19 protein-coding genes and 2 tRNA genes are annotated in these 21,806 nt (G+C 70.2%); 9 read left to right on the forward strand and 12 right to left on the reverse strand.

What is annotated here, in order from left to right:
- Positions 1–177: 177 nt before the first annotated feature.
- From ACH4S8_RS12070 to ACH4S8_RS12095, 6 genes are all read right to left on the reverse strand, one after another.
- Positions 178–408 carry a hypothetical protein gene (locus ACH4S8_RS12070; RefSeq protein ID WP_398392672.1) on the reverse strand — a complete coding sequence of 77 codons (231 nt, stop codon included), beginning with the start codon at positions 406–408 and terminating at the stop codon, positions 178–180.
- Between the two features lie 252 nt (positions 409–660).
- Complete coding sequence (clpX, locus tag ACH4S8_RS12075) at positions 661–1,947, reverse strand: ATP-dependent Clp protease ATP-binding subunit ClpX (RefSeq protein WP_398392674.1); 1,287 nt, start codon at positions 1,945–1,947, stop codon at positions 661–663.
- A gap of 160 nt (positions 1,948–2,107) precedes the next feature.
- Positions 2,108–2,788, reverse strand: coding sequence for an ATP-dependent Clp protease proteolytic subunit (locus tag ACH4S8_RS12080; RefSeq protein ID WP_339129346.1), 681 nt, complete (start codon positions 2,786–2,788; stop codon positions 2,108–2,110).
- Positions 2,789–2,905: 117 nt separating this feature from the next.
- A complete protein-coding gene (locus tag ACH4S8_RS12085; protein ID WP_037618823.1) occupies positions 2,906–3,511 on the reverse strand; it encodes an ATP-dependent Clp protease proteolytic subunit in 606 nt (201 codons plus the stop codon).
- A gap of 456 nt (positions 3,512–3,967) precedes the next feature.
- Entirely contained in the window at positions 3,968–5,341 is a 1,374-nt protein-coding gene (gene tig, locus ACH4S8_RS12090) for a trigger factor (protein ID WP_398392677.1), read from the reverse strand.
- A 199-nt stretch (positions 5,342–5,540) separates the two neighbouring features.
- Positions 5,541–5,617: transfer RNA gene (locus ACH4S8_RS12095), tRNA-Pro, on the reverse strand.
- 151 nt (positions 5,618–5,768) lie between these two features.
- Between ACH4S8_RS12095 and ACH4S8_RS12100 the strand changes: the two genes are divergently transcribed.
- Positions 5,769–5,842, forward strand: a tRNA-Gly gene (locus ACH4S8_RS12100).
- A 228-nt stretch (positions 5,843–6,070) separates the two neighbouring features.
- Here ACH4S8_RS12100 and ACH4S8_RS12105 read toward each other — a convergent pair.
- Entirely contained in the window at positions 6,071–6,265 is a 195-nt protein-coding gene (locus ACH4S8_RS12105; RefSeq protein ID WP_398392679.1) for a hypothetical protein, read from the reverse strand.
- 645 nt (positions 6,266–6,910) lie between these two features.
- On the opposite strand from ACH4S8_RS12105, the gene ACH4S8_RS12110 reads away from it, so the two are divergent.
- A complete protein-coding gene (locus ACH4S8_RS12110; protein WP_398392681.1) occupies positions 6,911–8,095 on the forward strand; it encodes an acyltransferase family protein in 1,185 nt (394 codons plus the stop codon).
- Between the two features lie 139 nt (positions 8,096–8,234).
- On the opposite strand, the gene ACH4S8_RS12115 is transcribed toward ACH4S8_RS12110, so the two are convergent.
- Positions 8,235–8,690, reverse strand: coding sequence for an HD domain-containing protein (locus ACH4S8_RS12115; protein WP_398392683.1), 456 nt, complete (start codon positions 8,688–8,690; stop codon positions 8,235–8,237).
- A gap of 61 nt (positions 8,691–8,751) precedes the next feature.
- On the reverse strand, positions 8,752–9,924 hold the full coding sequence (locus tag ACH4S8_RS12120; protein WP_398392685.1) for a PP2C family protein-serine/threonine phosphatase: 1,173 nt from the start codon (positions 9,922–9,924) through the stop codon (positions 8,752–8,754).
- A gap of 171 nt (positions 9,925–10,095) precedes the next feature.
- On the opposite strand from ACH4S8_RS12120, the gene ACH4S8_RS12125 reads away from it, so the two are divergent.
- Positions 10,096–11,325 carry a GNAT family N-acetyltransferase gene (locus ACH4S8_RS12125; RefSeq protein ID WP_398392687.1) on the forward strand — a complete coding sequence of 410 codons (1,230 nt, stop codon included), beginning with the start codon at positions 10,096–10,098 and terminating at the stop codon, positions 11,323–11,325.
- A gap of 30 nt (positions 11,326–11,355) precedes the next feature.
- Here ACH4S8_RS12125 and ACH4S8_RS12130 read toward each other — a convergent pair whose 3' ends face one another.
- Entirely contained in the window at positions 11,356–12,165 is an 810-nt protein-coding gene (locus tag ACH4S8_RS12130) for an Fpg/Nei family DNA glycosylase (protein ID WP_398392689.1), read from the reverse strand.
- Positions 12,166–12,230: 65 nt separating this feature from the next.
- Positions 12,231–12,725 (reverse strand): ribose-5-phosphate isomerase, encoded by a 495-nt coding sequence (locus ACH4S8_RS12135; RefSeq protein ID WP_398392691.1) that lies wholly within the window; start codon positions 12,723–12,725, stop codon positions 12,231–12,233.
- 259 nt (positions 12,726–12,984) lie between these two features.
- Here ACH4S8_RS12135 and ACH4S8_RS12140 point away from each other — a divergent pair, with 259 nt between their 5' ends.
- Positions 12,985–14,472, forward strand: a complete 1,488-nt coding sequence (locus tag ACH4S8_RS12140) for an amino acid permease (RefSeq protein ID WP_398392693.1) — start codon at positions 12,985–12,987, stop codon at positions 14,470–14,472.
- Positions 14,473–14,601: 129 nt separating this feature from the next.
- On the opposite strand, the gene ACH4S8_RS12145 is transcribed toward ACH4S8_RS12140, so the two are convergent.
- Positions 14,602–15,186, reverse strand: a complete 585-nt coding sequence (locus tag ACH4S8_RS12145) for a biotin transporter BioY (protein ID WP_398392695.1) — start codon at positions 15,184–15,186, stop codon at positions 14,602–14,604.
- A 639-nt stretch (positions 15,187–15,825) separates the two neighbouring features.
- Between ACH4S8_RS12145 and ACH4S8_RS12150 the strand changes: the two genes are divergently transcribed.
- The 5 genes from ACH4S8_RS12150 to ACH4S8_RS12170 all read left to right on the forward strand — a co-directional run bounded on the left by ACH4S8_RS12150 (position 15,826) and on the right by ACH4S8_RS12170 (position 21,754).
- Complete coding sequence (locus ACH4S8_RS12150) at positions 15,826–17,028, forward strand: ROK family protein (RefSeq protein ID WP_398392697.1); 1,203 nt, start codon at positions 15,826–15,828, stop codon at positions 17,026–17,028.
- Between the two features lie 457 nt (positions 17,029–17,485).
- On the forward strand, positions 17,486–18,586 hold the full coding sequence (locus tag ACH4S8_RS12155) for an ABC transporter substrate-binding protein (RefSeq protein WP_398392699.1): 1,101 nt from the start codon (positions 17,486–17,488) through the stop codon (positions 18,584–18,586).
- A 5-nt stretch (positions 18,587–18,591) separates the two neighbouring features.
- Positions 18,592–19,560 carry an ABC transporter permease gene (locus ACH4S8_RS12160; RefSeq protein ID WP_398392701.1) on the forward strand — a complete coding sequence of 323 codons (969 nt, stop codon included), beginning with the start codon at positions 18,592–18,594 and terminating at the stop codon, positions 19,558–19,560.
- Positions 19,536–20,372: an ABC transporter ATP-binding protein gene (locus tag ACH4S8_RS12165; RefSeq protein ID WP_398392703.1), complete on the forward strand. Its 837-nt coding sequence runs from the start codon at positions 19,536–19,538 to the stop codon at positions 20,370–20,372. Before ACH4S8_RS12160 ends, ACH4S8_RS12165 begins: the two co-directional genes overlap by 25 nt.
- Positions 20,369–21,754 carry an LLM class flavin-dependent oxidoreductase gene (locus ACH4S8_RS12170; protein ID WP_398392705.1) on the forward strand — a complete coding sequence of 462 codons (1,386 nt, stop codon included), beginning with the start codon at positions 20,369–20,371 and terminating at the stop codon, positions 21,752–21,754. The genes ACH4S8_RS12165 and ACH4S8_RS12170 overlap by 4 nt, the downstream gene beginning before the upstream one ends.
- Positions 21,755–21,806 lie beyond the last annotated feature (52 nt).

Raw genomic sequence — 21,806 nt, forward strand, 5'->3', positions numbered from 1 at the left:
CGGCCCGCCGCCGGGCTCGTGGCCGCGCCCCCCCCCCCCCTGGTTCTTGGGGTACGGTGGGGCCCCCCCCCCCCCCCCCGCCCCCCCCCCCCCCCCGGGGGGGGGGGGGGGGGGGGGGGGCCCCCCCCCCGCCCCGGTGCGAGCAGGTCATCCGTCAGTTCGACGGACGCGGTGCCCTCAGGCCCAGGAACAGGCGGTCTCCGCGACGTCGTACTTGACGCCGGCGATCACCAGCTTCTGCAGACACAGCGCGTTGGGCGTGCCGTTGAGACTCGGCCAGCTGCAGGCGGTCCTCACCTTCGGTCCGACCACGTAGCCGTTGCCCCTCACCACTCCCTCGCACTGCTTGGGGGTGGCCGAGGCCGGGCTCGCCGCCACCAGAGGCACAGCCCCTACTGCGGCAATCACGCTCGCGGACAATACGATCCGCCTGATCTTCTGCGACAGCATGCCGCACCCTCCCGTTTCACTTCACCGAAAACCGAACACATGGTCGATGCGGTCGAGTTCAGTCGATCATCGGGGGAGGACCGCTTTCAAGGCCCGCCGTGAATCTGGCTCGATCGCTTCGCTCAGCGGGAGCCGGACCGGGCGGCACCAGCAACAAGAAGACGCCCGGCGGTCGTCCGCCGGGCGTCTTGTCGTTCTGGGGTGCGTCGACTACGCGGTCTTCGCCTCGCCCGGGCCGCCGCGGCGGGCGTCCCTCGGGATCAGGGTCGGGTTGACGTTGCGCAGGACGACGTCGGCGGTGATGACGACGCGGGCCACGTCCTTGCGGGACGGGACTTCGTACATCACGGCCTGGAGGACTTCCTCCATGATGGCGCGCAGACCGCGCGCGCCGGTCTGGCGCAGGATGGCCTGGTCGGCGATGGCCTCCAGCGCCTCACGCTCGAAGTCCAGCTCCACGCCGTCGAGTTCGAAGAGCCGCTGGTACTGCTTCACCAGCGCGTTGCGCGGCTCGACCAGGATCTGCAGGAGCGCCTCGCGGTCCAGGTTGTGGACCGAGGTGATGACCGGCAGACGGCCGATGAACTCGGGGATCATGCCGAACTTGACCAGGTCCTCCGGCATGACGGCCTCGAACTGGTCCTTGGACTCCAGCTCGCGCTTGGAGCGGATCGTCGCGCCGAAGCCGATGCCCTTCGCGCCGGCCCGGGACTCGATGAGCTTCTCCAGGCCCGCGAAGGCACCGCCCACGATGAACAGGACGTTCGTCGTGTCGATCTGGATGAACTCCTGGTGCGGGTGCTTGCGTCCGCCCTGCGGCGGCACCGAGGCCGTCGTGCCCTCGAGGATCTTGAGCAGGGCCTGCTGGACACCCTCGCCGGACACATCGCGCGTGATCGACGGGTTTTCGCTCTTACGGGCGACCTTGTCGATCTCGTCGATGTAGATGATCCCGGTCTCGGCCTTCTTGACGTCGTAGTCCGCGGCCTGGATCAGCTTCAGCAGGATGTTCTCGACGTCCTCGCCCACGTACCCCGCCTCCGTCAGCGCCGTCGCGTCGGCGATGGCGAACGGGACGTTCAGCATGCGTGCGAGGGTCTGGGCGAGGAGCGTCTTGCCGGAGCCCGTGGGACCCAGCAGAAGGATGTTGGACTTCGCCAACTCGATGGCGTCCTCGCGGTTCTGGCCCGTGCTGTTCTCGCCGGCCTGGACGCGCTTGTAGTGGTTGTACACCGCGACGGAGAGCGCCTTCTTGGCCGACTCCTGACCGACCACGTACCCCTCGAGGAACTCGTAGATCTCGCGGGGCTTGGGAAGTTCCTCCCAGCGCACCTCGCTCGTCTCGGCGAGTTCTTCCTCGATGATCTCGTTGCAGAGATCGATGCACTCGTCGCAGATGTACACACCGGGGCCTGCGATGAGCTTCTTGACCTGCTTCTGGCTCTTGCCGCAGAACGAGCACTTGAGCAGATCGCCGCCGTCACCGATGCGTGCCACGGTGTGCTTCCCCTTCGCCTGGGAGCCGCCTGGATCCAGCGGCTCCTGGTGCTGCCTTATGTCCGACGGTACCTTGCCGAGCCCCTCGTTCGGGCCCCCCTTGGCGCGGTTCACTTTGTCGTGAACCGCGCCAGGGAACGGCAGACGATACTGCGATACGTCACACGACCGCGGAGTTGTTCATCTTCCGGGTGGAGATGATCTGGTCGATCAGGCCGTAGGCCAGTGCGTCCTCGGCCGTGAGGATCTTGTCGCGCTCGATGTCCTCGCGGATCTTCTCGATCGGCGTGGTCGAGTGCTTGGCCAGCATGTCTTCCAGCTGACCGCGCATCCGGAGGATCTCGTTCGCGGCGATCTCGAGGTCCGAGACCTGACCGCGTCCGGTCTCGCTGTAGGGCTGGTGGATCAGCACACGCGCGTTCGGGAGCGCCATGCGCTTGCCCGGGGTGCCGGCGGCCAGCAGGATCGCGGCGGCCGAGGCGGCCTGGCCCATGCAGACCGTCTGGATGTCCGGCTTCACGAACTGCATCGTGTCGTAGATGGCCGTGAGGGCCGTGAACGAACCGCCGGGGCTGTTGATGTAGACCGAGATGTCACGGTCGGGGTCCATCGACTCCAGGCACAGCAGCTGCGCCATGACGTCGTTGGCGGAGGCGTCGTCGATCTGCACGCCGAGGAAGATCACGCGCTCCTCGAACAGCTTCGCGTACGGGTCGTACTCGCGCACGCCCTGCGAGGTGCGCTCGACGAAGCGCGGGATGACGTAGCGGGACTCCGCGCGAGGACCGGTGTACTCGGCCTGCGTGCGGGCGAAGAGGCCGCTGCCGGGGAAGTCGTTCACTGTGTCTCCTGGAAAACCTGAAAGGGCTGAGCGGTCGGCTGAGGGCACGCTGGGGGCCTCGCCCCACCCGGAGGACGGGAAGGGGCCCCGCGCCGCTCTCGGGGGCGCTGGAGGGGCTTACGACGCCCCGGTGCCGCCGCCGCCCGGCATTCCGGCAGCGGTGGGCACGATGTCGTCGATGAGGCCGTACTCCTTGGCCTCGATCGGGTCGAACCAGCGGTCGCGGTCCGAGTCACGCGTGACCTGCTCGACGGTCTGGCCGGTGTGGAAAGCGGTCAGCTCCGCCATCCGCTTCTTGGTGTGCAGCAGCCGCTCGGCGTGGATCTTGATGTCCGACGCGGAGCCCGCGAGACCCGCGGAGGGCTGGTGGATCAGGATCTCGGCGTTCGGCAGGGCGAAGCGCTTGCCGGGCGTACCGGCGCTGAGCAGGAACTGGCCCATCGAGGCCGCCATGCCCATGGCGATCGTCACCACGTCGTTCTTGATGAACTGCATGGTGTCGTAGATCGCCATGCCGGCCGTGATCGATCCGCCGGGGCTGTTGATGTAGAGGTAGATGTCCTTGTCCGGGTCGGCGGCAAGGAGCAGCAGCTGCGCCGTGATCTTGTTGGCGATGTCATCGTCGACCGCCTGGCCGAGGAAGATGATCCGCTCGCCGAGCAGTCGGTTGTAGACCTGGTCGCCGAGGCCACCACCGATAGGGTCGCCGGCAGCTGTGGGCATCAGATTCGTCACGTATCCACCTGCTCGTCTTACGACGGCGCCGGGCCGTCTCACGTCTTCTGCAGGGCCTGGGACCCCGGGTTCCGCGCCGCCTCCCGACGACGTCCGGAAACTCCCCTGCCCTCGTATTCATGGACCCTAACGCGCGGGTCCCTCCGGGGAATCCCGCAGAGGGAACTGTTCGCTGTGAGCGCATGTGCTGCGCCCGCCTCACCAGGTCCCGGTCCCGCCTCCCGGGAGGCCCGCGGAACTGGTGGCGCCCCCGGAAGGACCGCACCCGCCGAGGGCCCGGGGGCCTGGACGCGGCCGCGGCACCGTGGGGGTTGCCCGCGCAGTTCCTCGCGCCCCTGGGCATGCCCGTGGGGACCGGAGGAGAGATTCCCCGCCCGGGTACGCCGACGGGCCCCCGGGGACGTGAAGTCTCCGGGGGCCCGTCCAGGATTACTGCCGGGGCGATCAGGCCTCGGTGGTCTCCTCGGCGGCGTCGGTGGCCTCGACGGTCTCGGCCGTCTCGTCCTCCTCGTCGTCCAGGTCGACGATCTCGCCGTTGGTGTCCTTGACCGTGGCGGCCTCGACGACGACCGCGAGGGCCTTGCCGCGGGCGACCTCGCCGACGAGCATCGGGACCTGGCCGCCCTCGACGACGGCCTGGGCGAACTGGTCGGGGGACATGCCGGAGGAGGCCGCGCGCCGCATGAGGTGCTCGGTGAGCTCCTCCTGGTTGACGTTCAGCTTCTCCTTGTTGACGAGCTCGTCGAGGACGAACTGCGTCTTGATGCCCTTGACCGCGGCTTCCTTGGTCTCGGCGTCGAACTCTTCCTCGGTCTTGCCCTGGATCTCCAGGTACTTCGCGAGGTCGAGGCCCATCTGGCCGAGCTGGTGGTGCTCGAGGTTGTGCTTACGGGTGTTGATCTCGTCCTCGAGCAGCTTCTCGGGGACGGGCACCTCGACGAGCTCCAGCAGCTTCTCCAGGACGCGCTCCTGGGCCTGCGTGGCCTGGTCGTACTGCTTCATGTTCTCGAGGCGCTTGCGGCTGTCGGCCTTCAGCTCGTCGAGGGTGTCGAACTCGGAGGCGAGCTGCGCGAACTCGTCGTCCAGCTCGGGCAGTTCACGCGCGGCGACCTGGGTGACCTTGACGGTGACCTCGGCCTCCTTGCCGGCGGCGGAGCCGCCCTTGAGCTCGGAGGTGAAGGTGGTCTCGCCACCGGCCTCCAGGCCCTTCACGGCCTCGTCGATGCCGTCGAGCAGCTCGCCGGAGCCGATGGTGTACGAGACGCCGCTGGCGACACCGTCCTCCAGGACCTCTCCGTCGACCTTGGCCTCGAGGTCCAGGGTGACGACGTCCTCGTCCTGGGCGGCGCGCTCGACCGGGGAGGTCGAGGCGAAGCGCTCGCGCAGGTCCGAGACGGCCTTCTCGACGTCCTCGTCGCTGACCTCGATGGCGTCGACCTCGACCTCGATGCCGGAGTAGTCCGGGATCTCGATGGTCGGGCGGACGTCGACCTCGGCGGTGAAGTTCAGCGTCTCGCCGTCCTTCAGCTCGGTGATGTCCACCTCGGGCTGGCCGAGGACGTTCAGCTCAGCCTCGTTGACCGCTTCGGTGTAGAACTTCGGGAGCGCGTCGTTGACGGCCTCCTCGAGCACGGCGCCCCGACCGAACCGCTGGTCGATGATGCGCGCCGGGATCTTGCCCTTCCGGAAGCCCTTCACCGTGACCTGCTGGTTGATCTTCTTGTACGCCGCGTCGAGGCTGTCCTTGAGCTCCTCGAAGGGCACCTCGACAGTGAGCCGAACCCGGGTCGGGTTCAGGGTCTCCACGGCGCTCTTCACGGTTCGGTCTCCTTGTGGCTGACTTCTTGGGGGGTTCTGCTGCGTGCGCTGCCGGCCGGGCGGAGCCCTGGGCGGATTCCGCGGCCCTTGAGAGACGTAACAGTGCAGACATACGGGCACGCAGCTTGCATAGTAACCGCAGGCGGTACACGCCCCAAAAGGTGATCTTGTCCGGGCGGATCCTGAGCGGTCCTGCCGGTGGTCGGGGTGGCGGGATTTGAACCCACGGCCTTCCGCTCCCAAAGCGGACGCGCTACCAAGCTGCGCCACACCCCGTCGGTGCGACACGTAGGGTACATGCCCGCAGGCAGTGCGGCTGCCGCATTTCGCGAGCGCCGACGCGGACGGGAACGGGGTGTGCATTGCGGGCCGTCGACCCGCTACGATGCATTCTGTGCCGCGGTCGCTGACCTGCGGCGCACGCTGTGCGGGCGTAGCTCAATGGTAGAGCACTAGTCTTCCAAACTAGCTACGCGGGTTCGATTCCCGTCGCCCGCTCCAAAAGACGTAGAGCCAGGCCGGAGGATGGATTCCCCGCCTGGCTCTCGTCGTTTCCGGGAGTGTTTCCGGGGGCGTTCCGGGCACGGGCTTTCGTGCGGGGACTTTCGGGCGCGGAGGGTCCGCGACCGGCGCGCGGGCGGTGGCGCACGCTCTGCGCGAGTGATGGCGTACGCCCCCGCGCCCCGCGTATCCACCGTTCGGCGACGGGCGCTTTTCGCCGCGGCCCGTTCAGAAGCTGATCGAGTTGATGGTCTGCGCTATCGAGTCGAGGAACCGCTGAATGGACGGCGCCATGCCGGTCGACGCGAGGAAGAAGCCGAAGAGCACCGCGACGATGGCAGGCCCCGGCTTGATGGATCCCCCTCGGATCAGCACCACGAGGATGATCGCCAACAGCAGCACCACTGACAGCGAAATGGCCACAACTGATCACACCCTACGGTCGGTCCGCTCTCCCGCCCGGAGGTGCAGCCCCGCACACCCCCGCCAGAACCATCGTGCCACCAACCGGCCACTCGTATGCGGCGGGTGACGCATCGTTGGCCGACGGCAGCCTCCGGAGCGAGCCGGCGCCCCACCGGGAACGACACCGCACCGCCTCCCCGGGCCGCACCCGGCCTCGCCCCGCACGCCGCCCCGCGCCGCAATTCGACGGTGCGCCTCACAGCGAATTCCCAGCGACCGTTGCCATGTCCACACATCCCGTTCGCAGGTAATTCGAATTGTTGCCGCGCACACACCGCGAGCGGGGGGCGATGACGCCCGAAGAGTCAACAATCGGACATATCACCAGAGTCGCCCGCAGGCGTTATGCACTGCTTTATCGTCACGAACCAGGACAGAACACCCCCTTCCGGTAAGCAAATCGATATACGGAACCACTTGCGGATCGGGAGGCACACATCTCCGAATCCCGGGTAGGCGCAGGCGATAAGCAGGAATGACATAGGGCGTTTTACGAGAACGCACAGACGACGCTAGGGTGCCTCAGATGTTCCACGCCGCCACGCCCCCCGTTCGTGCAGCGAGGTCCAGAATCGTCCCCCGGAATTCTTGGCGGGAGGGCCTGTGACCAACTCGCTCCGACCCCACGGCCACCACAGATCACCGCTCCCCCCGGCCCAGCAGCCGGCGGACGGAGTGCCGAGCCCGCGCTCGCCCCGGACGTCCGCGACGACGGTCGCCTCCGCGGGCGCCGCACCGGGCGCCAGGCCCGCCAGACAGCGCGACGCATTCTTCGACAACGCCAAGTACCTGGCGATCGTGCTCGTGGCCATGGGTCACGCGTGGGAGCCGCTGAAGGGCCAGAGCCGCTTCCTGGAAGCGCTGTACACGGTCGTGTACACCTTCCACATGCCGGCCTTCATCATCATCTCCGGCTACTTCTCGCGCAGCTTCGACATGCGCCCCGACCGCCTGAAGCGACTGGTCACGGGTGTCGTCGTCCCGTACGTCCTGTTCGAGACGGCGTACTCGCTCTTCGACCGCTGGGCCGGGGGCGACTCGGACCAGGCGATCAGCCTGCTGGACCCCTGGTACCTCACCTGGTTCCTGATAGCGCTGTTCGTCTGGCGGCTGACGACCCCCCTGTGGAAGGTGGTCCGCTGGCCGATTCCGCTGGCGGTGTGCCTCGCCCTGCTCGCGTCCGTCTCGCCCGAGATCGGTGACGACCTGGACCTCCAGCGGGTGCTGCAGTTCCTGCCGTTCTTCGTCCTCGGTCTGTTCATGAAACCCGAGCACTTCCAGCTGGTGCGCCGCCGCGAGGTGCGTCTGCTGTCGGTTCCGGTCCTCGCCGTGGCGCTGCTCGTGGGCTACTGGGCGGTGCCCCGGATGAACACCGCCTGGTTCTTCCACCGCGACAGCGCGCAGGAGCTGGGTGCCCCCTGGTGGGCCGGGGTCGTCATGACGCTCGCGCTCTACGGCTGCTCGCTGGTGCTCACCGCGTGCTTCTTCGCCTGGGTGCCGCGGCGCACGTTCTGGTTCACGGCGCTCGGCGCGGGCACGCTGTACGGCTACCTGCTGCACGGTTTCGTCGTGAAGGCCTCCGAGTACTGGGGCTGGTTCGACCACGGATGGGTGCACGAGCCGCTCGGCGAGACGGCCGTGACGGTCCTCGCGGCCGCGCTCGTCACCACCCTGTGCACCAAGCCGGTGCAGCGGATCTTCCGGTTCTCGATGGAGCCGAAGATGGAGTGGGCGTTCAAGCGGGACGCGGCGGAGGTCGCCCGCGAACGGGCGAAGGCGTCCGCGTAGCCGGTCCACGGACGGAAACAGGGCGGGCCCGGGATCCCCGGGCCCGCCCTTTCCTCTGCGGAAGTCCTGGAAGCTCCTGAAGTCATGGGGTCATGGGGTCATGGAGCCCTGGAAGCCCTGTGGAAGCAGAGGACGGCGGTCAGCCCGGCGGCAGACCCAGCAGGCTGCGCATCGTCGCGTACTTCCTCGTCAGGCGGGCCCGGGTGAGTTCGTCGAGGACCGCGAGGCGCGACGGGTCGGAGTTGTGCGCCAGGTCGGACGCCTTGACCAGCAGGGCGCCCCGGGTGGTGCGGATGCGGTGCGCGTACGCCTCCGGGGACTCGCCCTGCGCCTTGGTGAGCGCCAGCACGATGTCCTTCGTACGAGGGCTCAGCGCGGCCTCGTCCAGCCAGTCCGCGGAGAGGGCGTCGTCCTCGACGGCGTCGTGCAGCCAGGCCGCCGCTATCTGGTCGTCGTCTCCCCCGCGTTCACGGACCCCGTCCGCCACGGCCTGGAGGTGCTCGGCGTACGGCCGGCCGGCCTTGTCGGTCTGGGCGGCGTGTGCCGCACGGGCGAGCGCCTCGACTTCGGCCAGGGTCAGGAGGGGTCGGGTCACGCGCTCGGTGTCTCCTCGGTACGGGCCGCCGCCCGGGTCGCGGGAATCCGCGGGGCGCGGGTCAGCGTACCGGGGTCAGACCGTCGCGGCAGATGAGCAGGAGGGCCCGGTCGTCGTTGACGTCCCTGGCCACCGCCTCGATGAGGTGCCAGGCGGCGCCGTGGAATCCGCCGGCGACATAGCGGTCGGCCTCCCCGGTGAGCCGGTCGATGCCCTCGACGATGTCCCGGTCGGCGGTTTCGACCAGTCCGTCCGTGAACAGCATGAGCACGTCCCCGGGCCGCAGCGAGCCCTTCACCGGGTCGAACTGGGCACCGTCGTACACACCGAGCAGGGGGCCTTCCGCGACCTTCTCCTCCCAGCGGCCGCTGCCCGCGCTGAGCTGGAGGCCCGGCGGGTGCCCGGCCGAGAAGAGTTCGTAGTCGCCCGAGTCGAGATCGAGCACCAGATGGATCGAGGTCGCGAAGCCCTCGTCCCAGTCCTGGCGCAGCAGATAGCCGTTCGCGGCGGGCAGGAAGGCGTGCGGCGGCAGGGAGCCGAGGAGGCCGCCGAAGGCCCCGGACAGCAGCAGGGCGCGGGAGCCCGCGTCCATTCCCTTGCCGGAGACGTCGGTGAGGACGACTTCGAGGGTCCGGCCGCCGTTCGTCCGGGCTGCCACGACGAAGTCGCCGGAGAAGGACTGGCCGCCCGCCGGGCGCAGCGCCATCTCGCGGTGCCAGCCCACCGGCAGCTTCGGGAGCTTGCTCTGCACGCGGATGCGTTCGCGCAGGTCGAAGAGCATGGTGCCGCCCCGCCGCCAGGGCACACCCACCCGGCTGCGGAACTGTGCGATCAGGAGTCCGAAGAAGCCGCAGGCCGCGACCACCAGGACCACGCCCGGGGTGACCCGGGAGGGGCCCTCGGTGTACGGGCCGAGCTTCACGGACTCCACTATCAGCGCGGTGGCGGCGGCCGCGTACAGCCCGAGCAGGCTGGCGGGCCGGAGCAGCAGTCCGCCGGCCACGATCGGCAGGACCAGGGCTGCGGGCGAGCACCACACCGAGTTGACCAGGGTCGTGGAGGCGATCACCGGGATCATGATCAGCAGACCGGCCAGCGCGATCCAGTCGGAACCGTCCCCGCGGAAGTAGTCGACGGCGGATCTGCGCAGCCCTGTGCGGGCCCGGTGCCATTGCATCTTCAACCGGGCCGTGAACGTATCGGCTTCAGCGCGCCGCTCTCGTCCTGCTGCCATTAGTTCGGGACCCTATCCATCGGACCAGGCGCTCGGCACGTGAGGTCCCACTTGTCCCCCCTCCGAGCGCTCAACTTCACAGAGAACTGCGACGGCACATTCCGGTCGGGGGCTGTCGCGGACGGGCGAAATTCCCTCGCTCGTACCGCATTGCCCTGGTAGGCATGGGCTATGACGACTGACGTTCGGGTGCTGCGGCAGGCCGACTGGGACGAATGGTACGAAAACCTGATCCGCGCGTTCGGAGGTGTGGCGGAGTCGTCCGAGGAGCGCGAACTGTGGAGCGCGCTCACAGAGTACGACCGTTCGCTGGGCGTGTGGGACGGGAAGGACTGTGTGGGTACGGCGGGGGCCTTCTCCTTCCGTGTCACGGTCCCCGGCGGCGCCTCGGTACCGGCGGCCGGGGTCACGATGGTCAGCGTCGCGGCCACGCACCGGCGGCGCGGGGTGCTCACCGCGATGATGCGCCGCCAGCTGGACGACGTCCGGGCCGGCGGTGAGGCGCTCGCCGTCCTCGTCGCGTCGGAGCCGGTGATCTACGGCCGGTTCGGCTACGGCATCGCGACCTCGTCGATCAGCGCGGAGATCGACACCGCCCGCGTGACGCTGGCCGTGCCGCCCGGGACCGACGACGTACGGCTACGGTACGCGGCGCCCGGGGACGTACTGGAGGCGTGCGAGGCGGTGTACGCGCGGGTCGTGCCGCAGCGGCCCGGGATGCTGGCCCGCCGCCCCGGCTGGCAGCGGCTCATGCTGCTCGACCCGGCGAGCGAGCGGAGCGGCGCCTCGCCGTTGCAGTGCGTGGTCGCCGAGCGGGACGGCGAGATCGTCGGGTACACGCGTTTCCGGGTCAAGCCGGAGTGGGGGCCCGCCGGGCACAACGGGGTCGTGACGACGGTGGACCTCGAGGGACTGGACCCGGCGGTGCGGGCCGCGCTGTGGCGGTTCCTCTTCGACATCGACCTGACGTCCACGCTGCGGACCCGGGGCCGTCCCGTGGACGAGGGCTGGCAGCACCTGGTCTCGGACATCCGCCGCTGCCAGCTGCGGGTGAAGGACTCGCTGCACGTGCGGCTCGTGGAGGTCGGGGCCGCGCTGGAGGCGCGGACCTATCAGGCCCCGGTGGACGTGGTGTTCGAGGTCGAGGACCCCTTCTGCCCCTGGAACGAGGGGCGCTGGCGGCTCACCGGCGACGCCAAGGGCGCGGTGTGCGTACGGACCGAGGACGCGCCCGATCTCGCCCTGAGCGTGCGGGAGTTGGGGGCCGCCTATCTCGGCGGGGTGTCACTGGCCTCGCTCGCGGCCGGCGGAAGGGTGCGTGAACTGCGGCACGGGGCGCTGGCGGAGGCCGCGACGGCGTTCGCCTCGGTGGTCGCCCCCTGGCTGCCGCACGGGTTCTGAGAGCCCGTCCGCTCCGGGCGCCGTCCGGATTCAGGCCCGCTGGCAGGCGGGGCACCAGAAGAGGTTGCGGGCGGCGAGGTCGGCGGTGCTGATCTCGCCGCCACAGATGTGGCAGGGCAGGTCGGCCCTGCGGTAGACGTAGACCTCGCCGCCGTGGTCGTCCACGCGCGGCGGGCGGCCCATCGCCTCCGGGGTGTGCTCCGGACGGACCGTGTCGATGCGGTTGTTGCGGACGCCCTCGCTCATGAGGTCCACGAGGTCGGCCCAGATCGCGTCCCACTCCGCGGCGCCGAGATCCTTGCCCGCGCGGTACGGGTCGATGCCGTGCCGGAAGAGGACCTCCGCGCGGTAGACGTTGCCGACGCCCGCGACGACCTTCTGGTCCATCAGCAGCGCGGCGATCGTCGTACGGCTGCGGGAGACGCGGCGGTAGGCCGCCGCGGGATCGGCGTCCGGGCGCAGCGGGTCCGGGCCGAGGCGGTCGTGTATCGCGCGCTTCTCGTCGTCCGTGATCAGCGCGCAGGTGGTGGGGCCGCGCAGGTCGACGTACGCGGTCTCGTTCACCAGCCGCAGGCGGACGGTGTCGGTGGGCGGCGGGGCGGGTGTGCCGCCGAAGCCGACCTTGCCGAAGAGACCGAGGTGGATGTGGATCCACCGCCCCGGACGGAACCCGAGGAACAGGTGCTTGCCGTGGGCCTGCGTCTCGGCCAGGACCGATCCGTCGAGGAGGGCCGCGGCGTCACCGAACCTGCCCTGGGGGCTGGTGACGCGGACGCCGCGGCCACCGAACGCGGCGAGGTAGTCCTGCGCGAGCCGGTGAATGGTGTGCCCCTCGGGCACCGTTCCTCCTGCTGTCCGTCCCGTCCGGCGGTCCGGGCGGACCGCCGGTCCGCCGCCCGTCGGTGCTACGCCTGCGGCTGCTGCGGGTGGTGGGCCGGGATCGGCGGGAGTTCCCGGGTCTTCTCGTAGTCCGCGAGCATCTCGATGCGGCGGACGTGACGCTCCTCGCCCGTGAAGGGCGTGCCGAGGAAGGTCTCGACGAACTTCGTCGCCTCTTCCTCGGTGTGCATACGGGCGCCGACGGAGATGACGTTCGCGTTGTTGTGCTCGCGGCCCAGTGCGGCGGTCTCCTGGCTCCAGGCGAGCACGGCCCGTACACCGGCGACCTTGTTCGCGGCGATCTGCTCGCCGTTGCCGGAGCCGCCGATGACGACGCCGAGGCCATCGGGGTCGGCCGCGGTGCGCTCCGCCGCGCGGAGGCAGAACGGCGGGTAGTCGTCCTGGGCGTCATAGATGTGGGGCCCGCAGTCGACGGGCTCGTGGCCGGCGGCCTTGAGCCACTCGACGAGGTGGTTCTTCAGTTCGAGACCGGCATGGTCGGATCCGAGATACACGCGCATGGTCCGAGTGTGACACGGCCGTTTCCGGTCGGCCGCGCCGGGTCCCACACGGCAAAACTGCGAGACAGCCTACAGAACCTCAAGGAAACCTCAAGTAACGATCTGGATTCAAAGGTTCACGAATCCATTTGCCTCCGTTTCACTGGACCAACTTGTACGCCGACCCTCACGACGGATCGGCGGGCGCCCCGTACACCGCTCGTACGGGTCGGGCGCTCTGTACGGGAATCTGCTCATCCGGCGCAAAGGAATCCCCTTCATGACCTCGCAGCCGACCCCCGCGAAGGCCGCTCAGGCCCCCGGAGGCCCCGGAGAACCCGGTGGCGGCCTCCAGGCCGGACTCAAGAACCGTCATCTGTCGATGATCGCCATCGGCGGCGTCATCGGCGCCGGGCTCTTCGTCGGCTCCAGCACCGGCATCGCCACCGCCGGCCCCGGCATCCTTCTCTCGTACGCCCTCGTCGGCACGCTCGTGGTGCTGGTGATGCGGATGCTCGGCGAGATGTCCGCCGCCAATCCGACCTCGGGCTCGTTCTCCGCGCACGCCGACCGCGCGCTCGGCCGCTGGGCGGGCTTCTCCATCGGCTGGCTGTACTGGTTCTTCTGGGTGGTGGTGCTGGCCGTGGAGGCCACCGCCGGAGCCAAGATCCTCGAAGGGTGGATGCCCGCCGTACCGCAGTGGGGCTGGGCGCTCATCGTGATGGTGGTGCTGACGGCCACCAACCTGGTCTCGGTCGGCTCCTACGGCGAGTTCGAGTTCTGGTTCGCCGGGATCAAGGTCGTGGCGATCGGCGCGTTCATCGTGGTCGGCGCGCTCGCGATCCTCGGGGTGCTGCCGGGCGTGGACGCGCCGAAGGCCGGTCTCGGCAATCTGACCGGCCACGGCGGCTTCCTGCCGCACGGCCCCGGAGCGATCCTCACCGGCGTGCTGCTGGTCGTCTTCTCCTTCATGGGCAGCGAGATCGCGACCCTCGCCGCCGGTGAGTCCGAGGACCCGCAGCGGGCCGTGACCAAGTCGACGAACAGCATCATCTGGCGCATCGCCGTCTTCTACCTGGGCTCGATCCTCGTCGTCGTCGCCCTGCTGCCCTGGAACGACCCGTCGATCAAGGACAAGGGCTCGTACGTCGCCGCCCTGGACTCCCTCGGCATCGCGCACGCCGGTCAGATCATGAACGTCATCGTGCTGACGTCCGTGCTGTCCTGCCTCAACTCCGGTCTCTACACCGCCTCCCGGATGGCCTTCTCGCTCGGTCAGCGCGGGGACGCGCCGAAGGCGTTCGCCCGCACCACGCGGCGCGGTGTGCCGATGACCGCCATCCTCGTCTCGGTGGCGTTCGGCTTCCTGGCCGTCTTCTTCAACTACAAGTTCCCGGACTCGGTCTTCCTGTTCCTGGTCAACTCCTCCGGCGCGGTGGCCCTGTTCGTGTGGCTCGCCATCTGCTTCTCGCAGCTGCGGATGCGGAAGATCATCCAGCGCGAGGCGCCGGAGAAGCTCGTCGTGCGGATGTGGCTCTACCCGTATCTGACCTGGGCGACGGCCGCGATGATCGTCTTCGTGCTCGGCTACATGCTGACCGACACCGAGCACGACGGCCGGGAGACCGTGCTGCTGTCGCTGCTCGTCGCGGCGATCGTGCTGGTCATCGCCTTCGTCCGGCAGAAGGCCGGCGCGGGTGCCCGTTCTTCCGCGCAGCCGGTCGCGAGCGACTCGCGCGAGGAGACCCGGGCCGAGGTCGGCGCCTGACCCGCCACCGAGGCCTGAAAAGGGGAGGGCCCGCGGCGATCCGCCGCGGGCCCTCCCCTTCTTTCACGACCGGTGCGTCACGGCCGGTGCGTCACGGCCGGTGGGGCCGTCGCCGCACCGGCGTGGGCGTCACTTCTTGTCGACGAGCTTCCACGCGGTGGGCAGGATGCCCATCGCCAGGGCGGCCTTGAGGGCGTCGCCGATCAGGAACGGGGTGAGGCCCGCCGCGACGGCCGCGCTCGCCGACATGCCGGTGGCCAGGGCCAGGTAGGGCACGCCGACCGCGTAGATGATCGCCTCGCCGAGCAGCATCGTGCCCGCCATGCGCAGCACGGAACGGTCGGCGCCGCGGCGGGCCAGGGCGCCCACGACGGTCGACGCGAGCAGCATGCCGAGGATGTAGCCGAAGGACGGGGCCGAGGCGCCGGAGCTGCCCTCGGCGAACCACGGGACGCCGACCATGCCCGCCAGCGCGTACACCGCGAGCGACAGGAAGCCGCGGCGCGTGCCGAGCGCCGTGCCGACGAGCAGCGCGGCGAAGGTCTGGCCGGTCACCGGCACCGGGGAACCCGGGACGGGCAGCGAGATCTGGGCGGCGAGACCGGTGAGCGCGGCACCGCCGAGCACGAGGGCGGCGTCACGGACGCGGGAGGCCGGAAGAAGGTCGGCGAGGACCTCACCGGGGCGGGAGGGCGTGGCGACAGCGGTGCTCATGAGGACTCCGGCGAACGGGGGTACCCCCTCGACTCGTGAGAGCCCGGGGGGAGGACAGGGTCGGAACACGGCGACGCTATCCCAGCGGCATACGGGTGATCACCGTCAGCGCTCGACAAAGCACGGAGCGGGGCCTTGGTGGGCTCCTTACAAAGAGTGCCTGGTACACCTGCCCGAAGGTGATGCTGGTCACTGAGGTGACGTCGTTTTCGCTACGGGCAGGTTCGAGACCTGGACTGTGGAGACTCACCAAAGACCGCGTCGGGCGTTTCATCGACGGGCGGCGGGTGGAGCGGGAACGGGCGGGTGGAACGGAAACGGACCGCAGGTGGAGCGGGAACGGGCCGCAGGTGGAGCGGGAACGGGCCCGGGCTGTCCGGTCCTTGGGCGCACCTGGCAGGTCCCCCGGTCGGCCCCTACCCTTCACCCATGGTTCCCCAGGCCCTGAACTTCGCGTCGCGTCGCTATGTCGACCTGCGACGCCAGGGCACGGCCACCTGTCGCCGCCCGTCCTGAGGCGGGGCGGAGCGGATCCGGCTCGCCGAGACCACAGCGGACCACACCAGGCGCACGCCGCGTCCGTCGCGGCGGGGCGTACGTGACGGCGCTCGGCCGGACCAGCTCCCGAGGAAGTACTTCATGGCCAGTACGGTGGCACCCCCTTCCACGTCCTCTCCCTCCCCCGTCCTCGACCGGCGCCGGGCGAGCGCCAGCGTGATCCTGCGGTCCGTGCTGGAGCACGGGCCCGTCGCCCGCAGCACCATCTCCCGGCTGACCGGGCTCTCCCCCGCGTCGGTGACCGACTACTGCGCCCGGTTCACCGAACGGGGCCTGATACGGGAGGCCGCCGCACCCCGCCGGTCGGGCGGGGTCGGGAGGCCGCATCTCCCGGTCGACCTGGACCACTCCCGTTTCGTGGTCGGCGGGGTGCACGTGGCCGTGCCGTACACGACCGTCGCCCTCCTCGACCTGCGCGGACGGGTCCTCGTCGAGCGTCGTCTGCGGCACGACAGCACCGAGCCGGGCCTCGTTCTCGCGAACGCCGCCGACGCGATCACCGCCCTCCTCGCCGGCGTTCCCGGCCGCAGAGCCCTCGGCATCGGGGTGGCGGCCGGCGGCTGGGTGGACCCGGACTCCGGCACCGTCGTGGAACACCCGCTGCTGGGCTGGCGTGACGTGGCCGTCCGGGAGGCCGTCGCGGCACGCACCGGGCTGCCGGTCCATGTGGACGGCCACGGGCGGGCGCTGGTCAACGGGGAGCGGCTGTTCGGACGGGCCAGGGGCGGCAGAAGCGTGCTGCACCTCTTCGTCGGCAACGTGGTGGACGCCGCCTTCGCCACCCACGACCAGGTGCACTACGGACCGCGTTCGCAGGCCGGCGCGATCGCCCATCTGCCCCTGACCGGCGGGTCGGAGCGGTGCGACTGCGGCCGGACGGGGTGCCTCCAGGCCGAGCTGAGCGAACGGACCCTGAGCCGGCGGGCCCGGGAGCGCGGTGTCACGGACGGCTCGAATCCGATGCACGTGGTCTTCGCGGCGGCGGCCGGCGACCCGCTGGCCGTGGAACTGCTGACGGAGCGGTCCCGGATGGTCGGGCGGGCGGCGGGGCTGCTGCTCGACGTGCTCAACCCGGAGACGGTCGTCGTCGCCGAGATCGGCGTCATCCACCGGGAGGACTGCCTTCGCGCGCTGCGCGAGGCGGTGGGACCGGAGCGGGCGTCCGCGGTCGTCCCGACCAGCTTCCCCGATTCGGTGCTGGCCGTGGCGGGCGGTTCGGTCGTGCTCGACGTCCTGTACCGGGATCCGCTGGGCGCTCCGGGCTCCCCACCAGGGGTCAATTAATTCAGAAACTCGGAATGTTGACAGGCCTCGTTCCCGGACAGGAGCATCATGGGCATGAGCAGCGCGCGGGTGCAGGTTCCGCTCACCAAGTGCCGTGTGGTCGACCTGATGCGGGTCGCACGCACACGTTGTTGCTGACCCTTTCCCACCGGCCGGCTCTCGCTGACCCGTCGTCACCGACCCACGGTCACCGACGCACCGTCACCGACACCTGGTCCCCGGCACCTTGTCGCCGATCCCTTGAGACGTTGATCCGCCGGCGCGGCTGATCCGTCGTACCCGGGATCGGCCGGCCGACGCCTTCGCAGGGCCGTTCGGCCGCCGTCGCCCGGTCACCCCGTCGCCTCGGGCACGCGACCGGCGTGTGTCCTTATCGGCGCGCCCGCCTCGTCGTCCGGCTTCGCCCTGCCCGGAACGTCGCGCGCCCTCCCGCCACTTGGATCTACGGAGTCCCTCCATGCCACCACTGTCCGCACGGTCGACCCGTTCGCTCTCGCTGCTGTCCACGTCCGGTGTCGACCGGCGTGTGTTCCTCTCCACCCTTCTCGGCGCCGCGGCCGCGGCCGGGCTGAGCGGCTGCGCCGGTGCCAGTGCGGCCGGCAGCCGGTCCCAGGGCGACCTGTCGGCGCCCCTGGCCGACAAGGTGCCGCAGGGCACCAAGCTCTCGATCGCCTCGTACCAAGGTGTCCAGCAGCTCCAGTTCAAGCTGGCGGGGCTGTCCGAGCTGCCGTTCACCGTGTCCGACTGGGTGAACATCGGCGCCGGCCCCGATGTCATCAACGCCTTCCGCGCCAAGTCCCTGGACGTCTCCAACAACGCGGGCATCCCGCCGATCCAGGCGCACTTCCAGGGCTTCGACGCGAAGATCGTCGCGATCGACGTCACCCGCAAGCCCAACTACCTGTTCGCCACCAAGCCCGGCAGCGACATCCGGGACGTGCGGGGTTTCAAGGGGAAGAAGCTGGCCTTCTCCCAGGGCCAGGCGCAGGGGGTCGTCCTGCTGCGCGCCCTGAAGCAGGCGGGCCTCGCCTACGACGACGTGACGCTCGTACCGCTGACCAGCAACCAGTTCCTCACCGCGCTCCAGGCGGGCCAGGTGGACATCGCCCCGCTCGCCAACAGCCAGGCGCCGGCCTATCTCAAGCAGTACGGCTCCAAGGGCGCCCGCGCCGTCACCACCGACGTGGTGGACCTGCTCAACCTGCTCTGGGCGCCCACCTCGGTGCTCGCCGACCGCGCGAAGGCGGCCGCGGTCGCCGCGTACATCCCGCGCTGGGCGAAGGGCCAGGTGTGGGCGTACGAGCACCCCGACACCTGGAACGAGGAGTTCTACGTCAAGACGCAGAACCTGACCCTCGACCAGGCACGGTCGATCACCGCTCTCGCCAACAAGCCGTTGTTCCCGCCGAGTTGGGACGAAGCCGTCAAGTGGGAGCAGGAGACCGCCGACCTGCTCGCGGAGGGCGGCTTCGTGAAGAGGTTCAAGGTCGACTCGCTCTTCGACCGGCGCTTCGAGGCCGTCGCGGCCAGGGCCGTCCCCGCGGAATACCGGCGGTGACGGCGATGACCACCGAGACCACGGCCCCGGCCACGACCGGAACCGGGACCACGCGGCCCTCCCCCGCGACCGGGACCGCCCTCCCCGCGGCCCCGTCCGCGGAGGCGGACGGCACCACCGCCGCGGACCCCGTCGCCGCCCCGTCCACCGACGCGGGAAGGGGCACCCTCCCGTCCCGCCGGGCTTCCCGCGGCCGGCGCCGCACGCTCGCACCCGGCAAGCGGCTGCCCGCCTCCCGGCTCATCGGTCCGGCGCTGTTCCTCGCCCTGTGGGCCGTCGCGTCCGCCGCCGGACAGCTGGATCCCGGCGCGATCCCGGCGCCCTGGACGGTGCTGAGGACCACCGGACACCTGTGGACCGACGGCACGCTGCCCACCGACGTGCTGACGTCCCTGGAGCGCGCGGGCTACGGGTTCGCCCTCGGCCTGACCGCCGGCGTCGTCCTCGCCCTCGCGTCCGGGCTCAGCCGGGTCGGGGAGGCGCTGATCGACGGGACCGTGCAGCTCAACCGGGCGATCCCGACCCTCGGCCTGATCCCGCTGTTCATCCTCTGGCTGGGCATCGGCGAGACCTTCAAGATCGCGATCATCGCCATCGTCGTCTACATCCCCATCTATCTGAACCTGCACTCCGCCCTGTCCGGCATCGATCATCGGTTCGTGGAACTCGCCGAGGTCCAGGGGCTGTCGAGGCTCCGCTTCATCCGGGAGATCGTGATCCCCGGCGCGCTGCCCGGCTTCTTCGTCGGGCTGCGGCTCGGCGTGACCGGCTCCTGGCTCTCCCTGGTCGTCCTGGAGCAGATCAACGCCACCAGCGGCCTCGGTTACATGATGTTCCAGGCCCAGAACTACGGCCGGACCGACATCATCCTCGTCGGTCTGCTGATCTACGGCATCTTCGGGCTCGTCTCCGACAGCGCGGTTCGTCTCGTCGAACGAAAGGTGCTGTCGTGGCGACGCACACTCAGCAGCTGACCCGGCCCCACACCCGATCCCACACGGTCCGACTGCGCGGACTCACCCGGTCGTTCGAGGGCCGTACGGTGCTCGACGGAATCGACCTCGATCTCCCGGCGGGCCAGTTCACCGCCCTGCTGGGGCACAGCGGCTCCGGCAAGAGCACCCTGCTGCGCGCCATCGCCGACCTCGATCACGGTGTCGCCGGAAGCGGAGAACTCACCGCTCCGGAACGGGTGTCCGTCGTCTTCCAGGACTCCCGGCTGCTGCCCTGGCGCCGCGTCCTCGACAACGTCCTGCTGGGCACGGACGGCCGGGAGGCGGCGGAGAAGGGCCGCTCCGCCCTCGCCGAGGTGGGCCTCGCGGGGCGCGAACGGGCCTGGCCCAACGAACTGTCCGGGGGCGAGGCGCAGCGCGCAGCCCTGGCCCGCTCACTCGTCCGGGAACCCGAACTGCTCCTGGCCGACGAACCGTTCGGGGCGCTGGACGCGCTGACCCGGATCCGGATGCATGTGCTCCTGCGCGAACTGTGGGAACGCCACCGGCCGGCCGTACTGCTCGTCACGCACGACGTGGACGAGGCGATCGTGCTGGCCGACCGGGTGCTCGTGCTCGACCACGGCCGTATCGGCCTCGACCTGTCCATCGACCGCCCGCACCCCCGCTCGTACCGCGATCCCCTGCTCGGCGCCTACCGCGAACGCCTGCTGAACGCCCTCGGGGTGACCGAGGACGTGACAGGACCGTCCGCCGGACCGGACGCGACGGCGGACGCCGCCGACGGCGACGAACACGGCACGTCCGCACCCCGGAAGGAGCAGCACCCGTGACCAGCCCGCGCCGGCTCCATCTCAACGCCTTCCTGATGAACACCGGCCACCACGAGGCCTCCTGGCGGCTCCCGGAGAGCGACCCGTACGCCCATGTCGAGACCGCCCACTACGTGCGTCTCGCGCGGATCGCCGAACGCGGCACCTTCGACTCGCTCTTCCTCGCCGACGGCCCGGTCCTGTTCAACAGCGTGGGCCAGCGGCCGTCCGGCGCGCTCGAACCCATCACCCTGCTCACCGCGCTGGCGACCGCCACCGAGCACATCGGCCTGATCGCCACCGCTTCCACGTCCTACAACTCCCCCTACAACCTGGCCCGCAGACTCGCCTCCCTCGACCACATCAGCGGCGGCCGGGCGGGCTGGAACATCGTCACCACCGCGGGCGCGGAGGCCGCCCGCAACTTCGGTCTCGACGACGAGCCCGCCCACGCCACCCGCTACGAGCGCGCCGCCGAGTTCCTGGACGTGGCGCTCAAGCTCTGGGACAGCTGGGAGGACGACCTGGTCGTCGCCGACAAGACGGCGGGTGTCTGGGGCGACCCCGGCAAGATCCATCCCGCGCGTCACAAGGGGACGTACTTCAGCGTGGAGGGCGCCCTCAACGTGCCCCGCACCCCGCAGGGTCATCCGCTGCTCGTGCAGGCCGGCTCCTCGGAGGACGGCAAACGGTTCGCGGCCCGGTACGCGGAAGCGGTGTTCACCGCCCAGCAGACCCTCGCGGGTGCCCAGGACTTCTACGCCGACCTCAAGTCCCGCACCGGGCGGGCCGGCCGGAACCCGGACCACGTCAAAGTGCTGCCCGGCATCGTCCCGGTCGTCGGCTCGACCGAGGCGGAGGCGCGCGCCCACGAGCGGGTCCTGGAGGACCACATCGTGTACGAGCACGGGCTGAACCGTCTGGAGCACCTGCTCCACCTGGAGCCGGGCACCCTCGACCTGGACGCGCGGCTGCCCGACGGCCTGCCGCCGGAGAGCGCGATCGAGGGGGCCAAGAGCCGCTACACCCTCGTCGTGGAGCTCGCCCGGAGCGAGCGGCTCACCGTCCGCGAGCTGATCGGCCGGCTCGGTGGCGGGCGGGGCCACCTGACCTTCGCCGGCACGCCCGAGCAGGTCGCCGACACGATCGAGGAGTGGTTCCGCGGCGGCGCCGCCGACGGCTTCAACATCATGCCCGCCGTGCTGCCGTCCGGCCTCGGCCTCTTCGTGGACCAGGTGGTGCCGATCCTGCGCGAGAGAGGCCTGCTCCGCCGGGAGTACGGGCCCCGGCAGACCCTCCGGGAGCGCTACGGGCTGCCGCGCCCGGCCAACCGGTACACCGCGTCCCCGGCCCCATCCCCGTCCCCTTCCCCGGTCGGCACACCGGCGACCGTCCTCGCCTGAACCGGTCCCGAACCGGTCCCGAATCCGGCGATCCCCCGCACCTCTGTACCCC

Origin of the sequence: Streptomyces sp. NPDC021080 (genome assembly GCF_044333225.1) — a bacterium.
In the GTDB taxonomy this organism is placed as follows: domain Bacteria; phylum Actinomycetota; class Actinomycetes; order Streptomycetales; family Streptomycetaceae; genus Streptomyces.

Coding starts and splice junctions, on each gene's coding strand:
- ACH4S8_RS12085 (WP_037618823.1), bottom strand. CDS start 3,511: ATGCCCACAGCTGCCGGCGACCCTATCGGTGGTGGCCTCGGCGACCAG.
- ACH4S8_RS12120 (WP_398392685.1), bottom strand. CDS start 9,924: ATGGCAGCAGGACGAGAGCGGCGCGCTGAAGCCGATACGTTCACGGCC.
- ACH4S8_RS12125 (WP_398392687.1), top strand. CDS start 10,096: ATGACGACTGACGTTCGGGTGCTGCGGCAGGCCGACTGGGACGAATGG.
- ACH4S8_RS12135 (WP_398392691.1), bottom strand. CDS start 12,725: ATGCGCGTGTATCTCGGATCCGACCATGCCGGTCTCGAACTGAAGAAC.
- ACH4S8_RS12140 (WP_398392693.1), top strand. CDS start 12,985: ATGACCTCGCAGCCGACCCCCGCGAAGGCCGCTCAGGCCCCCGGAGGC.
- ACH4S8_RS12145 (WP_398392695.1), bottom strand. CDS start 15,186: ATGAGCACCGCTGTCGCCACGCCCTCCCGCCCCGGTGAGGTCCTCGCC.
- ACH4S8_RS12150 (WP_398392697.1), top strand. CDS start 15,826: ATGGCCAGTACGGTGGCACCCCCTTCCACGTCCTCTCCCTCCCCCGTC.
- ACH4S8_RS12155 (WP_398392699.1), top strand. CDS start 17,486: ATGCCACCACTGTCCGCACGGTCGACCCGTTCGCTCTCGCTGCTGTCC.
- ACH4S8_RS12160 (WP_398392701.1), top strand. CDS start 18,592: ATGACCACCGAGACCACGGCCCCGGCCACGACCGGAACCGGGACCACG.